A 13,481-nucleotide genomic window follows, 5' to 3' on the forward strand; every position below is an offset into this window, starting at 1 on the left:
TCAGATGTCTCGTACGTATCAATTCGGCAAGCACCGCCCGACCGGCCTGTTCGGCCGGAGCGACCTCGGAGAGCAAGTGGTGCTGGGCGCTGGTGCAGCTCTGGGGCTCGTGTGCGGCTACGCCTTCGCCGGATTCACCGCGCTTGCGGCCTTCGGCGCGGTGGCACCGATCGTGGCCGCGCTGGTCGTGGTCTACCTCCCGTACCGGCCTAAGGGAACGTCCCAGCGGCGGACGATCTACAAGTGGTGGCGGATCACGCGCTACCACCGCATGGCCCTGCGCCGCACCGGCGGAGTCTGGGTGTCCCCGGCAGTGGAAGCCGGTGTCCGCAAGGACGGCACCGTTCCGGCTGCTGCACTCGCCGAGCCGGAGGGCATCGCCGGGATGACGTGGCTGCCGGTGACCATCCGCGGGCAGAAGGCCGTGGTCGTCCTCCAGCCCGAATCCCGCTGCGTCACCGCCACCCTCGAAGTCACCTCACCCGGCCTCGGCGGCAAGGAGGCCAGCGAGCAGGTCGTTGCCCTCGAACGCTGGGGCGAGCTGCTGGACGCCTTCGGCAACACCGAAGAGCACCCCGTCAAGCGCATCCAGGTCATTGCCCGCCAGCTCAAGAGCGATCCGCACGCCCACCAGCGCTTCATAGCCCAGCGCGACGAGTCGTCGGCCACCGCCAACTCGCCGACGTGGCTTAAGGATTCGTACGACGCGCTTTCCGAAGCGGTCTCCACGTCCGCCGAGGAACACCGCTACTACGTCACCGCTCACGCACGCTTCAACCGTGACTTCGCCGCCGACGCCTCCACCCGGGGCACCGGTGACGAGGGGATCGCCGCCACGATGGCCTCGTACATGGAAGAGCTGTGGTCGCGCTGCGAGGACGCCGACCTCTCGGTGGTCGCGCCTCTCGACGAACGCGGGCTCACCGCACTCATCCGGAACTCGTACGACCCCGACCACGCGATCTGGGACACCGGTCTCCCGCAGGCGCACGCCTTCCCGCGCAACGTCGACGTACGGGAGGGGGCGCACGTCGCCACCCGCGCCGCCGGGTCCACCGACTCCTGGTTCCATGCGACCGCTGCCGTGACGGACTGGCCGGTGACGCCGGTGGGCCCCGACTTCCTCTCGCCGCTCCTCATCGGCATGCCGGACGTGATCCGCAGCATCGCCATCACGCAGGACTTGGAGCCCAACGGCAAGGCCGTGGACCGGATGCTCGACGAGGACACGAACAACCAGGGCGAGATGCTCCGCAACTCGCAGCGCGGCAAGAACATCGACCCCCGCGACCTGATCGCCGCCGCAGCCACCGGTTCGCGCGGCATGGCGCTCGCCGAGTCGGGCGCGGCCGGCGCGGCTGTCGTCGGCTACATGACGATCTCCGCCCGCAGTGCCAAGGAGCTGGAGCGTACGAAGCGGACCGCGGGCTCGCGTGCCCGCGGTGCGAACCTGCGGATCGAATGGCTCGACATCGAGCACGCCCGTGCCTTCGCCACGACCCTGCCCTTCGCCGGAGGCATCCAGTGACCGACCTTCTCGACCTCATCCCGCTCAAGCCGCTGCACGCGACCGTGCGGCGCCCGCTCTACACCGCGACCACCAGCAGTCAGGCCCTCTTCCTGCCCATCGCGCCGCCCTCGCTCGGCTCGGCGGGCGCAGTGATCGGCCGTGAGCTGTACTCCGGCAAGGCCTTCATCTACTGCCCGTTCTGTGCTTTCGGCGACGGCCTGCCGGGCGGCAACATGCTTGTGCTAGGCGACACCGGCCGCGGGAAGAGCGCCCTGGTCAAGACGTACACAGCCCGTCAGATCCGCCTCGGCCGACAGGTCGTCGTCCTGGACACCAAGGAACAGAAGGAGCGCCAGGAGGGCGAGTGGGCAGCCCTAGGGCGCTCGCTCACCGGACACGCCCCGGTGAAGTTCGCACCGGGCGGCGGCAACGGTGCCTCCTGCGTGAACCCGATGGACCCGGCCATCGCGGGCAAGCGGCAGATCGAACTCGTCCGCACCATCGTGGAACTCGGTCTGGGAAAGAAGCTGGACGAGTTCGCGGGCTCGGCGCTTCGCATCGCCATCCGGCAGGCCCACCGCCTGTCGGCCCAGGAGGGACGGACTCCGGTCCTCACCGATGTTGCGGCAGCACTCCGGGCCCCGGAGGAGGCGGACGCGCTGGCCAAGCAGCGCACCCGCGACGAGCTGCTTGGCGACGGTCTCGAAGCGTCATACGTCCTGGACCGGCTGTGCGGCAGCGACGGCGACACCACCGGCGACCTGACGGGGATGCTCGACGGACCGACCAGCCTGAACATCGACCTCGACGCGGACATGGTCGTCTTCGACCTCACCAAGGTTCCCTCCGGCGGCATCGCCATGACGATCCTCGTCGCGGTCATCAGCGTCTTCCTGGAGGAAGTGTGGCTGCGCGCCGTCTGCGAGTGCGGACAGGGCCCCGAGCACCACGACCGCACGGTCATCGACACGGCATCCGGCGCGTGGGAACTGGGCGCCAACTCCGTTACAGGCTGCCGTCGTTACACCCAGCGCAAGCGCATCCTCGTCTGCGAGGAAGCCTGGCACATCCTCGGCACGCCTCAGCTCGCGAGCCTGCTGGAGAAGTTCCTCAAGTTCGCGCGCGGTTACGGGCTCTCCTGCATCTTCATCGTCCACCACCTGAGCGACGTCGACGACAGCTCGGAGACGCAGGCCGCGCTGAAGATGGCGGACACGATCGTCGTCTACAGCATGAAGAAGTCCGAGGCGGAAGACACCGCGAAGCGCCTCGGCCTGCCGGGCTGGACGCCCGAGCACATCATGCGGCTGCGGCGCGGAATCGCGCTCTGGAAGGTCGGCGAGGTGATCTACCCCGGGGTGCAGCACCTGCTGACCGAAGCCGAACAGCACCTCTGCTTCTCCTCCGGGTCCATGACCGATCTGGCAACCACCGACCCGTCCACGGACTGACCGGCAGGAACGCCGCCCGCCCTTCCCGCAACGCTCTGGAGGTTCTCCATGCCCGCCCTGTCCCTTGTCAGCTCCGACGAGAAAGCGGAAGCGCCCGAAGCAACGGACGTACTTGTCCGTCCCGTTCGAGGGGACGTCGACGCGCTGCACGCCGAGTTCCTCCATGCCGCGCATCGGACGTCGCAGCTGGCGGCCGACCTCGAAAGCGACGACTCGCACGCGGCCGGCGGACATGCGCGAGCAGCCGTGGGCCACCTCTGGCGGGCGGCGGAGGAGCTCCACCTGGCGTACCACTCCGCCCCACCCCGTCATGCCGGTCCGGCTGCCCCGCTCGCTCGGCTCTGTACCCGTCGAATGCGCTATCTCGTCGCACGGGCGGCCCGCAGGGGCGCGTGATGAACCTGCTGCCGCAGGGGTTCTCGTACCTGCTGTACGGCGTGGTGGTGCTGGGCGGGGTGGGGCTGATCGTCCTCTGGGCGACGGCGGTACGCACTCGCCGCAACGCGGGGTTCGCGTCGAAAGCGGCGCTCCGGCGTCAGCTGTCGGCCAAGTCGGTTCTCCGTGCGACCGAGATACGTCCGGGGCTGCTGACCCCGCCTGCACGTCGGGTGAACCTTTCCAAGACGGACCGCTGACCGCCCCGTCGCCGTACGGCCGCAAGAAATTCACGCTCTTCAACCTCCGCGGAGTACGTCCCATGCACCACATCCCATACGACTTCGGCTACCCACTGGGCAGGTCTGTCAGGCCGAAGGGCCTGGATCTGTGGTCGCGCGCTGACAAGGCGTGCCGCGTCATCGGCCCCATGGGCAGCGGGAAAACCACGCGCTTCTTCGCTCCTCTGATCCGTGAGTGGCGGGGGCCGGTAGTCGCCACGTCCACGAAGCCTGACCTGGTGGAGCTGACGCTCGACGCGCGGCGGACTGGCGACCGCCCCACGCTGGCCTTCGACCCACAGAACCTCGCCCCGTCGCTCCCAAGGTTCCGTTGGTCTCCCATGGCGGGCGCCGAGTCGACGCTGACCGCGATGTCGCGCGCGAAGGCGTTCGTCGCGGGTTCTCGTACGCCGGGAGCGGTGTCGCAGTCCTCCGAAGGATCGACGTTCTATAAGGGGCAGGCAAGCAAGGTCCTGGCCTGTCTTCTGCACGCCGCCGCGCTGGACGGCGTCGACCTCCCGCAGCTCCTCAAGTGGGCCAGAAAGATCACCGACCCCACGCCCCTCGGCATACTCAACGCCCACCCGGGCGCCGGGCCGGGATGGGCGGACATGCTCCTCACCTCGACAAGCGGCGACGACCGTACGGTGGGAAACACCGCGATCACACTGGCCGCGGCCCTGGAGCCGCTCGCGCATCACGCCGTCGTGAACGCCCTGGTGGGCGACGGCGACGAGAGCACCGACTTCCGGTCGGTGCTGGCAGCCGGGGGAACGGTCTACCTGTTGGGGAAGGACTCTGCAGTCAACTCCATCGCCCCGCTGACCACAGCGGTGACGGAGGACTTGTTCGACATCGCGGAGGAAGTCGCGATCGAGTCCCCCGCCGGCCGTCTCGACCCTGCCCTCCTCGGTGCCCTCGACGAAGCACCGAACATCGCCCCCATCCCGAGCCTGCGCCAACGTGTCGCCGACGGCCGCGGGCGGGGCATCACCGTCATCTACGGCTTGCAGGGATGGGCATCCGCCGAAGCTCGATTCGGTGCGGACACCGCGAAAGAACTGGCGAGTTTCACCAACAACCTCGTCGTCTTCGGCGGCTCGAAGGACCCCGCCTTCCTCCGCGACATGGCCGACCTCTGCGGCCAGGTCGAACGCCGCCGTACGACCAAGACGACCAACAGCGGGGAGCGGGGAGGCACTTCGACCGCCACCCACATGGCGCTCGAACCCGTCCTTCGACCCGATCAGATCAAGGGACTGAAGGAGGGCCAGGCCCTCATCCTCGCGGACAACCTTCCCCCCGTCGTAACGAAGCTGGACGGCATGTGGACATGGGAATCCTGGCCGACGATCACCGAGGAAATCACAGCGTTGCGGCGAGCAAACGAAACGGAACGCAACCGTGCCGATGCTGCACAGAAGAAGCAGGCTGCGGAGCACGCGGCCCAGTGGAGCGCACAGCAAGGAGCTGCCGCATGACCGTTGTGGGGGCTCCTCCCGGCTTCGACCGCTTTCCTGAAGTACCTGCGTTGATCGCTACGTACTTGTCAGAACGGGCTGTCGATGAAGAGCTGGCGGATGCCCCACCCCCGTGGGACATCGGCGCTCTCCCCGAACCACTCGCTTCGGTCATGCTGAACTGGACCGACAGCGTGTGCCGCTGGCTGAACACGACGTACGCATGGCAGCCAAACCACGTGATCCCGCCCTGCTGGAAAGAGCATCAGCAACTTGCGTACGAAGTCGCCGCGTTGGCATTCGCGCGAGACGACGCCTACGTGAACGCAGGCACCACCGTCGTCTGGCACGAGCAGTATGAACGCTTCACCACTCGGATGAACGTGATGCTCGGAAGGGGCGCGGATCAGTGCCGGGTGGGGCGTCACGACCCTCGCCCCTCGCGTTTTCAACTCAGCGTGTGGCACGCCGACGGGTAAGCCCGCACGCGGTGGCGGGGGCTGGGGTCGGCCGGTGAGTGCCCGGCCAGAGTGGGCGAATTCATGTGCGTGACAAGGGCGGGTCGCGATACTGGATCCATGACCGAGCAGACGAACGAGATGCCCAGCGGTGAAGCCAAGGCGCTCATGAACAGAGTGCTGTCGGACCCAAAGGCCGACCTTGCCGTTCCCCTCGCGCTCTCCCTGCTGATGCGCGAGGGACTGCACAGCAGGGTGCTCGCTACGTTGTCCCGAGGGGACTACCACCCAGCCGTCGAGGGTGTGCCTGGGAGCTTGACGTACCGCGATGGTGACCAGATGCGGGCGGCCACTCTGTCCTCGGAGTCCGAACTTCTCCTCTCCGCCTACCTGGAGTGGAGTGCATGGGAGTAAAGGAGCGGGTGCACGTCCCGTCTCAGATGGGTAGCTGCCAGCTCGGTCCCGTCGGCGAGCCAAGCCACACAGTCTGCTCGAAAGGTGTGGCGGTCATCCCGAACTCGGCTCCAGAGCACACACAAAAGCCTCTTGCCTCCGATGGGAGGCAAGAGGCTCAGCAAGCACGCTAGACAGTCCTGCTGTGCATGCTGTCTACGAAGTTCTGCCAGGTAGTTGCATCGAAGAGCAGGACTCCTCGTTCACGGCACTTGGTGTCTCGTACGGCATGGCGGCCGGTGACAAGCTGCCCGTGCTCCACGCAGTTGTTGTCCGTACCGCTGTAGGAGCTCTTGTGCCAGAACGCGCCCTCCAGTTCGTCCACGGTCGTACGGGGCGCTGACTCCTGGGTCATGATCCACTTTCCTCGATGAGATCACGAATGTACTGCTGTGATTCAGATGGGGACATTGCAGCGGCCGTCAGATCATCCCAAGCCTTGGCATACCTCTGAACATCTCGCTGCTGTTCAAGCAACGTACCACCCGTGATGTGCTCCAACCAGATTACGTCTACCGGTGGTTCGCCCCGCAGCCCGAAGATCGTGTAGGGCACGTACTGCTCCATGGGGAGCGTTGCATTCAGCGGGAGGATCTGGATGGTGATGTTGCGCTGTTCCCCAGCTTCCAGCAGGTGGCGGAGCTGGCCGCGGACGATGTCACTCCCTCCGCCTATGCGGTGCAGGGCGGGGGTGTCGATGATCGTGCGGAGGCGGAAACTGCGTCCGTCAGCCAGCAAGTCCTTGCGCTTCTTCCTCGTCTCCACCAACCTGTCGACCCGCTCGCTGGGCTCCACGGTGGTGAACATCTCCCGCATGTACTCCTCCGTTTGCAACGGTCCGGGAATGACGCCAGGTTCGTACATCCGGGAGACCTGCGAATCGGCTTCCAGCGTGAGGTAGTCCCGCAAGGAGTCGTGCAGCAGGGGACCTTGGCCGCTCCACCAGTCCACCTTGTGGATCTCCTTGGCGAGGCGCTTGATGTTCCCGCGCTGCTGATCGCCCTCAACCTGGTAGAGGTTCAGCAGAGTTGTTAGGTCGAGTGGCCTGATGCCGCGCTTGCCGTTCTCGATCTGACTGATCTTGGGCTGGCCGCACTCAAGCGCCTCGGCAGCATCCTGCACCTTGAGGCCGGCCTCCACACGAAGGCGGCGAAGCTCCCCGCCGAGACGGCGGCTACGCATCGTGGGCATCTCGTTCTGAGCCATGGCCACATGATGACCGTTCGCTCTTCCAGCACACAACTGTCATATGCCAACTCATGCCACAGGAAAGAGAGTTCGTAGGAATACTTGCCTTGGTGATGGTTCGCACGCCACCATCTTGCCTGTGACCCACAGCACCCACGGTGTGACGTGGTGTTGATCATTTGCTATGCGCTGATCGGCGCGGAGGAGCCATGACCCTCATGGCAGAGGCAGACACAGAGCAGTACAGGCAAGAGCTGACCGTCGACCCGCAACATCTCAGCGGACTACGTCAGACCGTCGCGGCCCACGTACGTAGCTGGGGCTGGGATCAGGTCGTGGACGCCGCCGCGATGTGCGTCACGGAGATGCTGTCCAACGTGAACCGTCACGCGGGTTCGGACGAGTGCGTGCTGCTGCTCCAAGCGTCCCCGTCGCGGGTGCGCATCGTCGTGAGCGACACCAGTCCGGAACTGCCCGTGGTGAGTGTGCCGGAATGGGACAGCGAGCGCGGGCGCGGGATGTTCATGCTCAGCGAGACCGCTGACGCCTGGGGTGCCGAGCCGACGGATTCGGGCAAGGACGTCTGGATCGAGTTCCGCGCCTCCGGACTTCTGGGTGCGGCATGAGCGACACGATGGTGCTGCCCCGCTTGAACGCCCGCTCCCTGGGCGGGTATTGGGTGGAGGTCAACGGATACCGTGCCGCGACCGGTGTGCACCTGAAGGGCTACCAGCTCGGCGGGTGGGCCTGCACCACGGAAGTACGGGCTGTGGCCCAACTCCGCCTCCGCGTACGGCGGGTGGCCTGGAGGATGGAAGGTTTCGCCGCACGGTCGGCCGCGTTCCAGTGGTTACGGGACGGCTGGGAGGCGCGGCAGATCATTGCCTCGCTCGCGGACGAGCAGATGTACGTGCACCTCGTCTCCGACGGGGACGCCTACTACGAGTTCTCCGTCCGCCCGATCTTCTTCCCCCAGCAGGACCCAGACCGTGCACCCTGCCCGGTGGTGCCGATCCGTGCGGGGGCCGGGCAATGAACCTTCCGCGCGCCTACTGGTGCCACGCAGCTCACCCCACCAGCTCACCGCCTGCTGTGAAACCCGGGGACTGGACGACCGAAGCCCCAGGGCAGGTCCTCGACTGGATACGGGACTCGGTGCGCGAGACCTTCCCCGCTCTCGACCGCGACGCCTTCGGCCGCGCCTGGGCCTGGCTCGGCGGCCACCACGGTGTAGCTGCCGCGGTGCGGGAGCTGCGCCGGGGACGCCCGTACGCCTTTGCCTTGAGTTCCCCGTCCGGCACGTACACGTGGACAGCGCATTTGGTGTCCGTGCTACCTGTGCTCGACACCTGCCCCCACTCCTCTTACTGCGCTCGCAAGTTGGCGCGCTGCGGCTCTGCCGCGCCCCCTCGGTGACCGCCTCCACCGCTGGCGTTCCTGCCCGCGAACGATCCTTCGGAGATTCGGATATGCACATGTCCCCCGCCCCTCTGGCCGCAGCGTCGGACCCCGGGCCCGACAGCGGCTTCTACGTCCCCTTACCGACGCAGGAAGACACGGCGGCAGCCGCTCGTGCGCTCCGCCAGGCACTGAGCGCGGCCAGTCTCAGCATCCACGCCGAGCTGGACGTCGACGGTCAGGGCCCGTACGTGCACCTGGAGCGGGCCAGTGCAGCCTCCGCGACCGCTCTCGCGGAGCTGGTCAACAAGGGAATGCGCCCCGCTCACAAGACGTGCAAGGCCCTGGAGAAGGTGTTGCGTGCCTGTGGTCTGACCGGATTCTCCCGGCCCCCGGCGGTGCTGAACGGTCTGATCGTTCTGGGTGAGGTTCCCGCCGCCACGGCGGACAAACTCGCCTGCCTGCTCGGTGCCCCGCCCGCACCGGATGACTTCGTCGGGGAAGAGGTGACGGAAGGGTTGGAGGCGGAAGCACTCCTGAGCCGGCTGAACGACGCGTTCCGCAAGGCCACCGGTGGCGGCTTCATGGATATGAAGTTCCTGCCCTACTGCCCGCGCTGCGGCGGGGACCCTGGTGTCGAGCTCGGCGACCTCACGGTTCCCACCGCGCGCAGGCTCGTGAAGGCGCTCACCCGTGAGGGCCGACGATGAACGGGGAGCCCCGGCGTCCCGACATCGCCCACGACCTGGTGGAGCGTGCACAGGCGGCCCGCCGGTTCCGGGAACATCTCACACGAGGCCGCCTCTCGGCGGAGGAGCAGCAGTGGGGCGCGCACCAGGAGCGGGCGAATTCTGGGGTGTTGCGGCGGGTCATGGGCCAGCATGGCTGGCCCGGCCGTTCCCTGGTCGGCGAGGAGGGCGCGGAAGCCGCTTGGTGGCTGGCCCTGCACGCCGATCACGAGCCGCCGTTCCAGCGGCTGGCCTTACGAATGCTGACAGACGCCGTCGAACGCGGTGAGGCGACGATCCAGCAGTGGGCCCACCTGCACGACCGCTGTCAGGTAGTTGCGGCTCCGCAGCTGTACGGGACGCAGTACCGCCAGGATCCGGACGGACAGGTGGTGCGTCTGCCGGTGGAGACTCCAGAGAACTTGGATGCCCGCCGGGCCACTGTCGGCCTGCCACCCGCCGCCGTCGCCCACGACTCCCTGCGCCGCCGCTACGCCACCGGCCCCCACGACGGCACGGACGCGGATCCACCCGATATCGCCGACCCGGTGGCTCCGGCCGTACTGGTGGGGAGTTCCGCATGAGCCCCGTGGACAACGCCCCGCTCACCCCACGCGAGTCCGAGATCCTGTCCCTGGTCGCACTGGGCCTGAACAACCCGATGATCTGCTCCCGACTGCACATCGCGATGGACACGCTCAGGACGCATCTGAAGCGCATCCGAGCCAAGCTCGGCGTCCGGCCCCCGCCCGGAACTGGTCACCGTCGCCTACCGGCGGCGCCTGGTACCGCTACCGCCCCAGCCGGACGGACAACCCCCGCACCTCACCTACAGGCAGCTGCGGCCTCTGTGCCTCCTGGGCGCCGGCGCAGACCTGTCCGCCGTGGCAAAGGCGCTGGGAATCACGCATTCCACCGCCCGAACGCGGGTGCAGGTTGCGCGCGATGTTCTCGACGCACGGACCCAGGCGCACGCGGTGAGCCTGCTCTACCAGTGGCGGATCCTGCCCCTCACCCCCGCACCGGGCCACCCGCGCCCCTCGAACTGCCCCACGACAGCACCCGCCGACGAGGGCACCCGGGGCTTCGCAGGCGACAGCGTGAACGGCGGCTGCTCCTGTGTGACAGCAGCCGCGCCGCCCGTCAGGACACCGTGGCGTTCCTCCCGCACGGGGCGCTTCTCGCGCCGCGACATCCGCGCGCCCGTCCCCTAGACGGGCCGCCCCGCCGTGCGGTTCTTATCACCGCACCGCGGGGCGGCCTCCCAACGGGCCTCTTCCTGTTCGGCCAGGAAGCCCGGCAGCCGCTGGTCACAGGCTGCCGGTGGCCGATCGCGCCCAGGGAGAGGAGAGAACCGGAGCGTCTCGTCCGCGTCGGTGCCGACGATCCTCTCCGCCCTCCGGCTGCCGCCCCGTCCCGTGAAACGGGGCGGCAGCCGTCCCACCGCCAACTACCCACGCACCACACCCTGTTGCCGCCGCACAAGGAGGAAGTCCTGATGGCACACTCGGACACCGACTACGCCCACACCGGCCACCGCCGGATCGGTGCGCTCCTGCTCATCCGTAACGAGAGCGGCAACGTCCTGCTCGTCTCGCCGTCGTACAAGGAGGGCGATCAGCTCGTCGGAGGCGGTGCGAAGCCCGGCGAGACCCCGCACGAAGCCGCCTATCGCGAGGGCGTCGAAGAGATCGGCCTGCACGGCCTGACCGTCGGCGGGCTGCTCCTCGTCGACTACATCGCGGCCAACGCCGATACCGGCGCGGTCGAGGGGTACAACTTCGTCTTCGATGGTGGCGTAATCCCGGACACCCCCAGGATCACCCTGCCCGTCGGGCTTCCCGGTCAGGAGCCCGAACTGACCGGCTGGTCCTTCTGCCCGCCCGCCGCTCTTGACGAGTTCTGCCGCCCGTACCAGGCACGGCGGATCCGCGCGGCGCTCGCTGCCCTGGACGACGCCTCGCAGCGTGGGCTGCGCATCGAGGGACGGCCCGCCTGAACCGCCTCCTGGATCAACGGCGGCGACGGCTGCCTCCCGGCCGCCCTCCTTCCCCACCCCCACGGCAGAAAGCCGTGGGGCCACCGACGGACCGTTTGGAGACAGACCTTCATGCTGACCGCCCCGGACTACCCCAGCGTGGAAGACGCCTACCTGGCGCTCCTGGACCTTGCCACCCACCACCCCGAGCACCGGATTTCCGCACGCGGCAACGACGCCCAGGAGACGATCGGCGTCAGTTTCCGGCTCACTGATCCACGCCAGCGGCTCCCGTACCTGGTGGCACGCAAAGCGAACCCGGTCTTCCAGTTCGCCGAGGCGCTCTGGTACCTGGCCGGCCGCCGGGACCTGGAGATGATCGGCTACTACGCGCCGTCCATGCGCGCCAACTCCGCCGACGGGTTCACCCTGGGCGGGTCCGCGTACGGACACACCCTCTTCAACCCGGCGCCCGGCGACACGCTCTCGCCGTTCGACCGGGTCCTTGAACTGCTGCGCACCGAGACCGACAGCAAGCGCGGGTACCTCCCCGTGCACCACGCGGCGGAACTCGCCGTCCCCGACAACCCCGACATGGCATGCCTGGCCGGGCTGCACCTCCTCGCCCGCAGCGGCAAGCTCCACATGGTGTGCCAGATGCGGGCCAACGATCTCGACTGCGGGCTTCTCTCCGACGTCTTCAGTTTCACGATGATCCAGGAGTACGCGGCCGTCCAACTCGGCCTGGACTTAGGTACGTACACCCATGTCATCGGGTCGGCACACGTGAACGACGCGAACGCCGAACGGGTCAAGCGGGTCCTGGACGAAGCCGACCGCCGGGACCGCCCGCAGCACTTCCCGTTCCCGCCCATGCCTGCGGACACCACGCGCAGCACCATCGAACAGCTGCTGCTCCACGAGCACCTGCTGCGGGAGAACCACATCCGGTACAGCGCGGACGGCATCCGGGCTCTCGGCCTCGCCCCGTACTGGCAGCAAGTGCTGCTGCTGTTCGAGGTCTACCGGCAGATCCGGCACGAGAAGTTGGACAGGGCAGGCCGCGACGTGCTCGATGCCCTGGACCCTGGCCTGCGCTGGCTCGTGGCACACCGGTGGGAGTCCTGCGCCCCGGACGAGGTCACGCGGTGACCCGGAAGCCGCCGAGCGGCATGGTGGTGGAGGGCGTCGACTTCACCCGGTACGCGGTTATCCAGTGCAAGCCGGACGCGGTGCAACGCGGCCTGGTCGATACGGTGCTGGACCGCATCGCCGCCGCCGGTGTCCGGATCAGCGGACGCCTCGACCTCACTGCCCAGCCGTGGCAGGCCCACGTCGCCTACCGCGATCTTCTGGCGACGGCGAACCGCCCCGAACAGCCGCTGCACACCCTCCTCGATGCCGCGTACGCCGACCAGCCGGTCACGGTCGCCCTCGCACACGGCGAACCCGGACTCCACGCCCGGCTGCGGCAGCTCATCGGTCACACCGACCCCACCCGGGCGGTGAAGGGCACGATCCGCCACGACCTCGGCAACGACAGCATGGCCGCCGCGCTCGCCGAGCGGCGCCTCCTCCGCAACCTCGTACACACTTCGGACGACCCGGACGCGGCCCGCCGTGACTTCGGCACCTGGTACGGCGACGACCGTTCTTTGGGCATCCCCGACTTCGACCAGTGCGCGGTCATCCTGTGCAAACCGGATGCCGTCCAGGAAGCCCTGGTGGGTTCCGTGCTGACGCGTTTCCGGGCGGAAGGCTTCACTGTCACCGCGCGCCGTGCGCTCACCGCGCGGGCCTGGCAGGCCCACGTCCACTACTGGGACCTGCTGGTCGATGCCGACTGGTTCCCGGACCGGGACATCCCCGCGTGCCTGGATGCGATGTACGCGGACCAACCGGTGACGGTCGCGCTCGCGCACGGCGAACCGGGGTTCCACGACCGGCTGCGGCAGCTCCTCGGCCATTACGACCCGACCCGTGCCGCCCCCGGCACGATCCGCGGCGACCTCGGCAACGACAGCCTGACCGCCGCGCTCGCCGAGAAGCGCCTCGTACGCAACCTCGTGCACACCTCGGACGACCCGGACGCCGCCCGCCGCGACTTCGGCACCTGGTACGGCGCGCACCACGTCGCCCTCCTCGAACCGTCGGCCCCGCCGCGCCCCCGTGTTCCCTCCGATAGCTGACCACCTCGACCC

General features: G+C 68.1%; 17 protein-coding genes and 1 pseudogene. 16 read left to right on the forward strand and 2 right to left on the reverse strand.

Going from position 1 to position 13,481, the window contains the following annotated elements; all coding sequences use genetic code 11:
* Positions 1 to 4 precede the first annotated feature (4 nt).
* From AB0D18_RS05395 to AB0D18_RS05425, 7 genes are all read left to right on the forward strand, one after another.
* Positions 5 to 1,528 (forward strand): SCO6880 family protein, encoded by a 1,524-nt coding sequence (locus AB0D18_RS05395; protein ID WP_362413115.1) that lies wholly within the window; start codon positions 5 to 7, stop codon positions 1,526 to 1,528.
* Positions 1,525 to 2,961, forward strand: a complete 1,437-nt coding sequence (locus AB0D18_RS05400) for an ATP/GTP-binding protein (protein WP_362413118.1) — start codon at positions 1,525 to 1,527, stop codon at positions 2,959 to 2,961. The genes AB0D18_RS05395 and AB0D18_RS05400 overlap by 4 nt, the downstream gene beginning before the upstream one ends.
* Positions 2,962 to 3,009: 48 nt before the next feature.
* The gene (locus AB0D18_RS05405; RefSeq protein ID WP_362413121.1) at positions 3,010 to 3,357 is read left to right on the forward strand and encodes a DUF6238 family protein; all 348 of its coding nucleotides are present in this window, start codon (positions 3,010 to 3,012) and stop codon (positions 3,355 to 3,357) included.
* Positions 3,357 to 3,596, forward strand: coding sequence for a hypothetical protein (locus tag AB0D18_RS05410; RefSeq protein WP_362413124.1), 240 nt, complete (start codon positions 3,357 to 3,359; stop codon positions 3,594 to 3,596). Before AB0D18_RS05405 ends, AB0D18_RS05410 begins: the two co-directional genes overlap by 1 nt.
* Before the next feature lie 62 nt (positions 3,597 to 3,658).
* Positions 3,659 to 5,098: a TraM recognition domain-containing protein gene (locus tag AB0D18_RS05415; RefSeq protein WP_362413127.1), complete on the forward strand. Its 1,440-nt coding sequence runs from the start codon at positions 3,659 to 3,661 to the stop codon at positions 5,096 to 5,098.
* Positions 5,095 to 5,556 carry a hypothetical protein gene (locus AB0D18_RS05420; RefSeq protein WP_362413130.1) on the forward strand — a complete coding sequence of 154 codons (462 nt, stop codon included), beginning with the start codon at positions 5,095 to 5,097 and terminating at the stop codon, positions 5,554 to 5,556. The genes AB0D18_RS05415 and AB0D18_RS05420 overlap by 4 nt, the downstream gene beginning before the upstream one ends.
* Before the next feature lie 99 nt (positions 5,557 to 5,655).
* The gene (locus AB0D18_RS05425; protein ID WP_362413133.1) at positions 5,656 to 5,949 is read left to right on the forward strand and encodes a hypothetical protein; all 294 of its coding nucleotides are present in this window, start codon (positions 5,656 to 5,658) and stop codon (positions 5,947 to 5,949) included.
* A 169-nt stretch (positions 5,950 to 6,118) separates the two neighbouring features.
* On the opposite strand, the gene AB0D18_RS05430 is transcribed toward AB0D18_RS05425, so the two are convergent.
* Together AB0D18_RS05430 and AB0D18_RS05435 are read right to left on the reverse strand one after the other, a co-directional pair.
* Positions 6,119 to 6,343, reverse strand: coding sequence for a DUF397 domain-containing protein (locus AB0D18_RS05430; protein ID WP_362413136.1), 225 nt, complete (start codon positions 6,341 to 6,343; stop codon positions 6,119 to 6,121).
* Positions 6,340 to 7,194 carry a helix-turn-helix transcriptional regulator gene (locus AB0D18_RS05435; protein WP_362413139.1) on the reverse strand — a complete coding sequence of 285 codons (855 nt, stop codon included), beginning with the start codon at positions 7,192 to 7,194 and terminating at the stop codon, positions 6,340 to 6,342. The genes AB0D18_RS05430 and AB0D18_RS05435 overlap by 4 nt, the downstream gene beginning before the upstream one ends.
* 200 nt (positions 7,195 to 7,394) lie before the next feature.
* On the opposite strand from AB0D18_RS05435, the gene AB0D18_RS05440 reads away from it, so the two are divergent.
* From AB0D18_RS05440 to AB0D18_RS05480, 9 genes and pseudogenes are all read left to right on the forward strand, one after another.
* Positions 7,395 to 7,802, forward strand: a complete 408-nt coding sequence (locus tag AB0D18_RS05440) for an ATP-binding protein (protein WP_362413142.1) — start codon at positions 7,395 to 7,397, stop codon at positions 7,800 to 7,802.
* Positions 7,799 to 8,212, forward strand: coding sequence for a hypothetical protein (locus AB0D18_RS05445; protein ID WP_362413145.1), 414 nt, complete (start codon positions 7,799 to 7,801; stop codon positions 8,210 to 8,212). Before AB0D18_RS05440 ends, AB0D18_RS05445 begins: the two co-directional genes overlap by 4 nt.
* Positions 8,213 to 8,651: 439 nt before the next feature.
* Positions 8,652 to 9,284: a hypothetical protein gene (locus AB0D18_RS05450; protein ID WP_362413148.1), complete on the forward strand. Its 633-nt coding sequence runs from the start codon at positions 8,652 to 8,654 to the stop codon at positions 9,282 to 9,284.
* Positions 9,281 to 9,886 (forward strand): DUF6624 domain-containing protein, encoded by a 606-nt coding sequence (locus AB0D18_RS05455; protein ID WP_362413151.1) that lies wholly within the window; start codon positions 9,281 to 9,283, stop codon positions 9,884 to 9,886. Before AB0D18_RS05450 ends, AB0D18_RS05455 begins: the two co-directional genes overlap by 4 nt.
* Positions 9,883 to 10,032: pseudogene (locus AB0D18_RS05460) on the forward strand (helix-turn-helix transcriptional regulator); the annotation flags it as partial. The gene AB0D18_RS05455 and the pseudogene AB0D18_RS05460, both read left to right, overlap by 4 nt.
* 247 nt (positions 10,033 to 10,279) lie before the next feature.
* The gene (locus AB0D18_RS05465) at positions 10,280 to 10,516 is read left to right on the forward strand and encodes a hypothetical protein (RefSeq protein ID WP_362413447.1); all 237 of its coding nucleotides are present in this window, start codon (positions 10,280 to 10,282) and stop codon (positions 10,514 to 10,516) included.
* 284 nt (positions 10,517 to 10,800) lie between these two features.
* Positions 10,801 to 11,301, forward strand: coding sequence for an NUDIX hydrolase (locus AB0D18_RS05470; protein ID WP_362413435.1), 501 nt, complete (start codon positions 10,801 to 10,803; stop codon positions 11,299 to 11,301).
* A gap of 111 nt (positions 11,302 to 11,412) precedes the next feature.
* Positions 11,413 to 12,432 carry a thymidylate synthase gene (locus AB0D18_RS05475; RefSeq protein WP_362413154.1) on the forward strand — a complete coding sequence of 340 codons (1,020 nt, stop codon included), beginning with the start codon at positions 11,413 to 11,415 and terminating at the stop codon, positions 12,430 to 12,432.
* A complete protein-coding gene (locus AB0D18_RS05480; RefSeq protein WP_362413157.1) occupies positions 12,429 to 13,469 on the forward strand; it encodes a nucleoside-diphosphate kinase in 1,041 nt (346 codons plus the stop codon). Before AB0D18_RS05475 ends, AB0D18_RS05480 begins: the two co-directional genes overlap by 4 nt.
* Positions 13,470 to 13,481 lie beyond the last annotated feature (12 nt).

This window comes from Streptomyces sp. NPDC048442 (assembly GCF_040651475.1).
Taxonomy (GTDB): domain Bacteria; phylum Actinomycetota; class Actinomycetes; order Streptomycetales; family Streptomycetaceae; genus Streptomyces.

Excerpts from the sequence above, each read along its gene's own strand:
- AB0D18_RS05415 (WP_362413127.1), top strand. The coding sequence starts at position 3,659 with ATGCACCACATCCCATACGACTTCGGCTACCCACTGGGCAGGTCTGTC.
- AB0D18_RS05435 (WP_362413139.1), bottom strand. The coding sequence starts at position 7,194 with ATGGCTCAGAACGAGATGCCCACGATGCGTAGCCGCCGTCTCGGCGGG.
- AB0D18_RS05450 (WP_362413148.1), top strand. The coding sequence starts at position 8,652 with ATGTCCCCCGCCCCTCTGGCCGCAGCGTCGGACCCCGGGCCCGACAGC.
- AB0D18_RS05440 (WP_362413142.1), top strand. The coding sequence starts at position 7,395 with ATGGCAGAGGCAGACACAGAGCAGTACAGGCAAGAGCTGACCGTCGAC.
- AB0D18_RS05455 (WP_362413151.1), top strand. The coding sequence starts at position 9,281 with ATGAACGGGGAGCCCCGGCGTCCCGACATCGCCCACGACCTGGTGGAG.
- AB0D18_RS05475 (WP_362413154.1), top strand. The coding sequence starts at position 11,413 with ATGCTGACCGCCCCGGACTACCCCAGCGTGGAAGACGCCTACCTGGCG.
- AB0D18_RS05425 (WP_362413133.1), top strand. The coding sequence starts at position 5,656 with ATGACCGAGCAGACGAACGAGATGCCCAGCGGTGAAGCCAAGGCGCTC.
- AB0D18_RS05445 (WP_362413145.1), top strand. The coding sequence starts at position 7,799 with ATGAGCGACACGATGGTGCTGCCCCGCTTGAACGCCCGCTCCCTGGGC.
- AB0D18_RS05410 (WP_362413124.1), top strand. The coding sequence starts at position 3,357 with ATGAACCTGCTGCCGCAGGGGTTCTCGTACCTGCTGTACGGCGTGGTG.
- AB0D18_RS05430 (WP_362413136.1), bottom strand. The coding sequence starts at position 6,343 with ATGACCCAGGAGTCAGCGCCCCGTACGACCGTGGACGAACTGGAGGGC.
- AB0D18_RS05395 (WP_362413115.1), top strand. The coding sequence starts at position 5 with ATGTCTCGTACGTATCAATTCGGCAAGCACCGCCCGACCGGCCTGTTC.
- AB0D18_RS05470 (WP_362413435.1), top strand. The coding sequence starts at position 10,801 with ATGGCACACTCGGACACCGACTACGCCCACACCGGCCACCGCCGGATC.
- AB0D18_RS05405 (WP_362413121.1), top strand. The coding sequence starts at position 3,010 with ATGCCCGCCCTGTCCCTTGTCAGCTCCGACGAGAAAGCGGAAGCGCCC.
- AB0D18_RS05420 (WP_362413130.1), top strand. The coding sequence starts at position 5,095 with ATGACCGTTGTGGGGGCTCCTCCCGGCTTCGACCGCTTTCCTGAAGTA.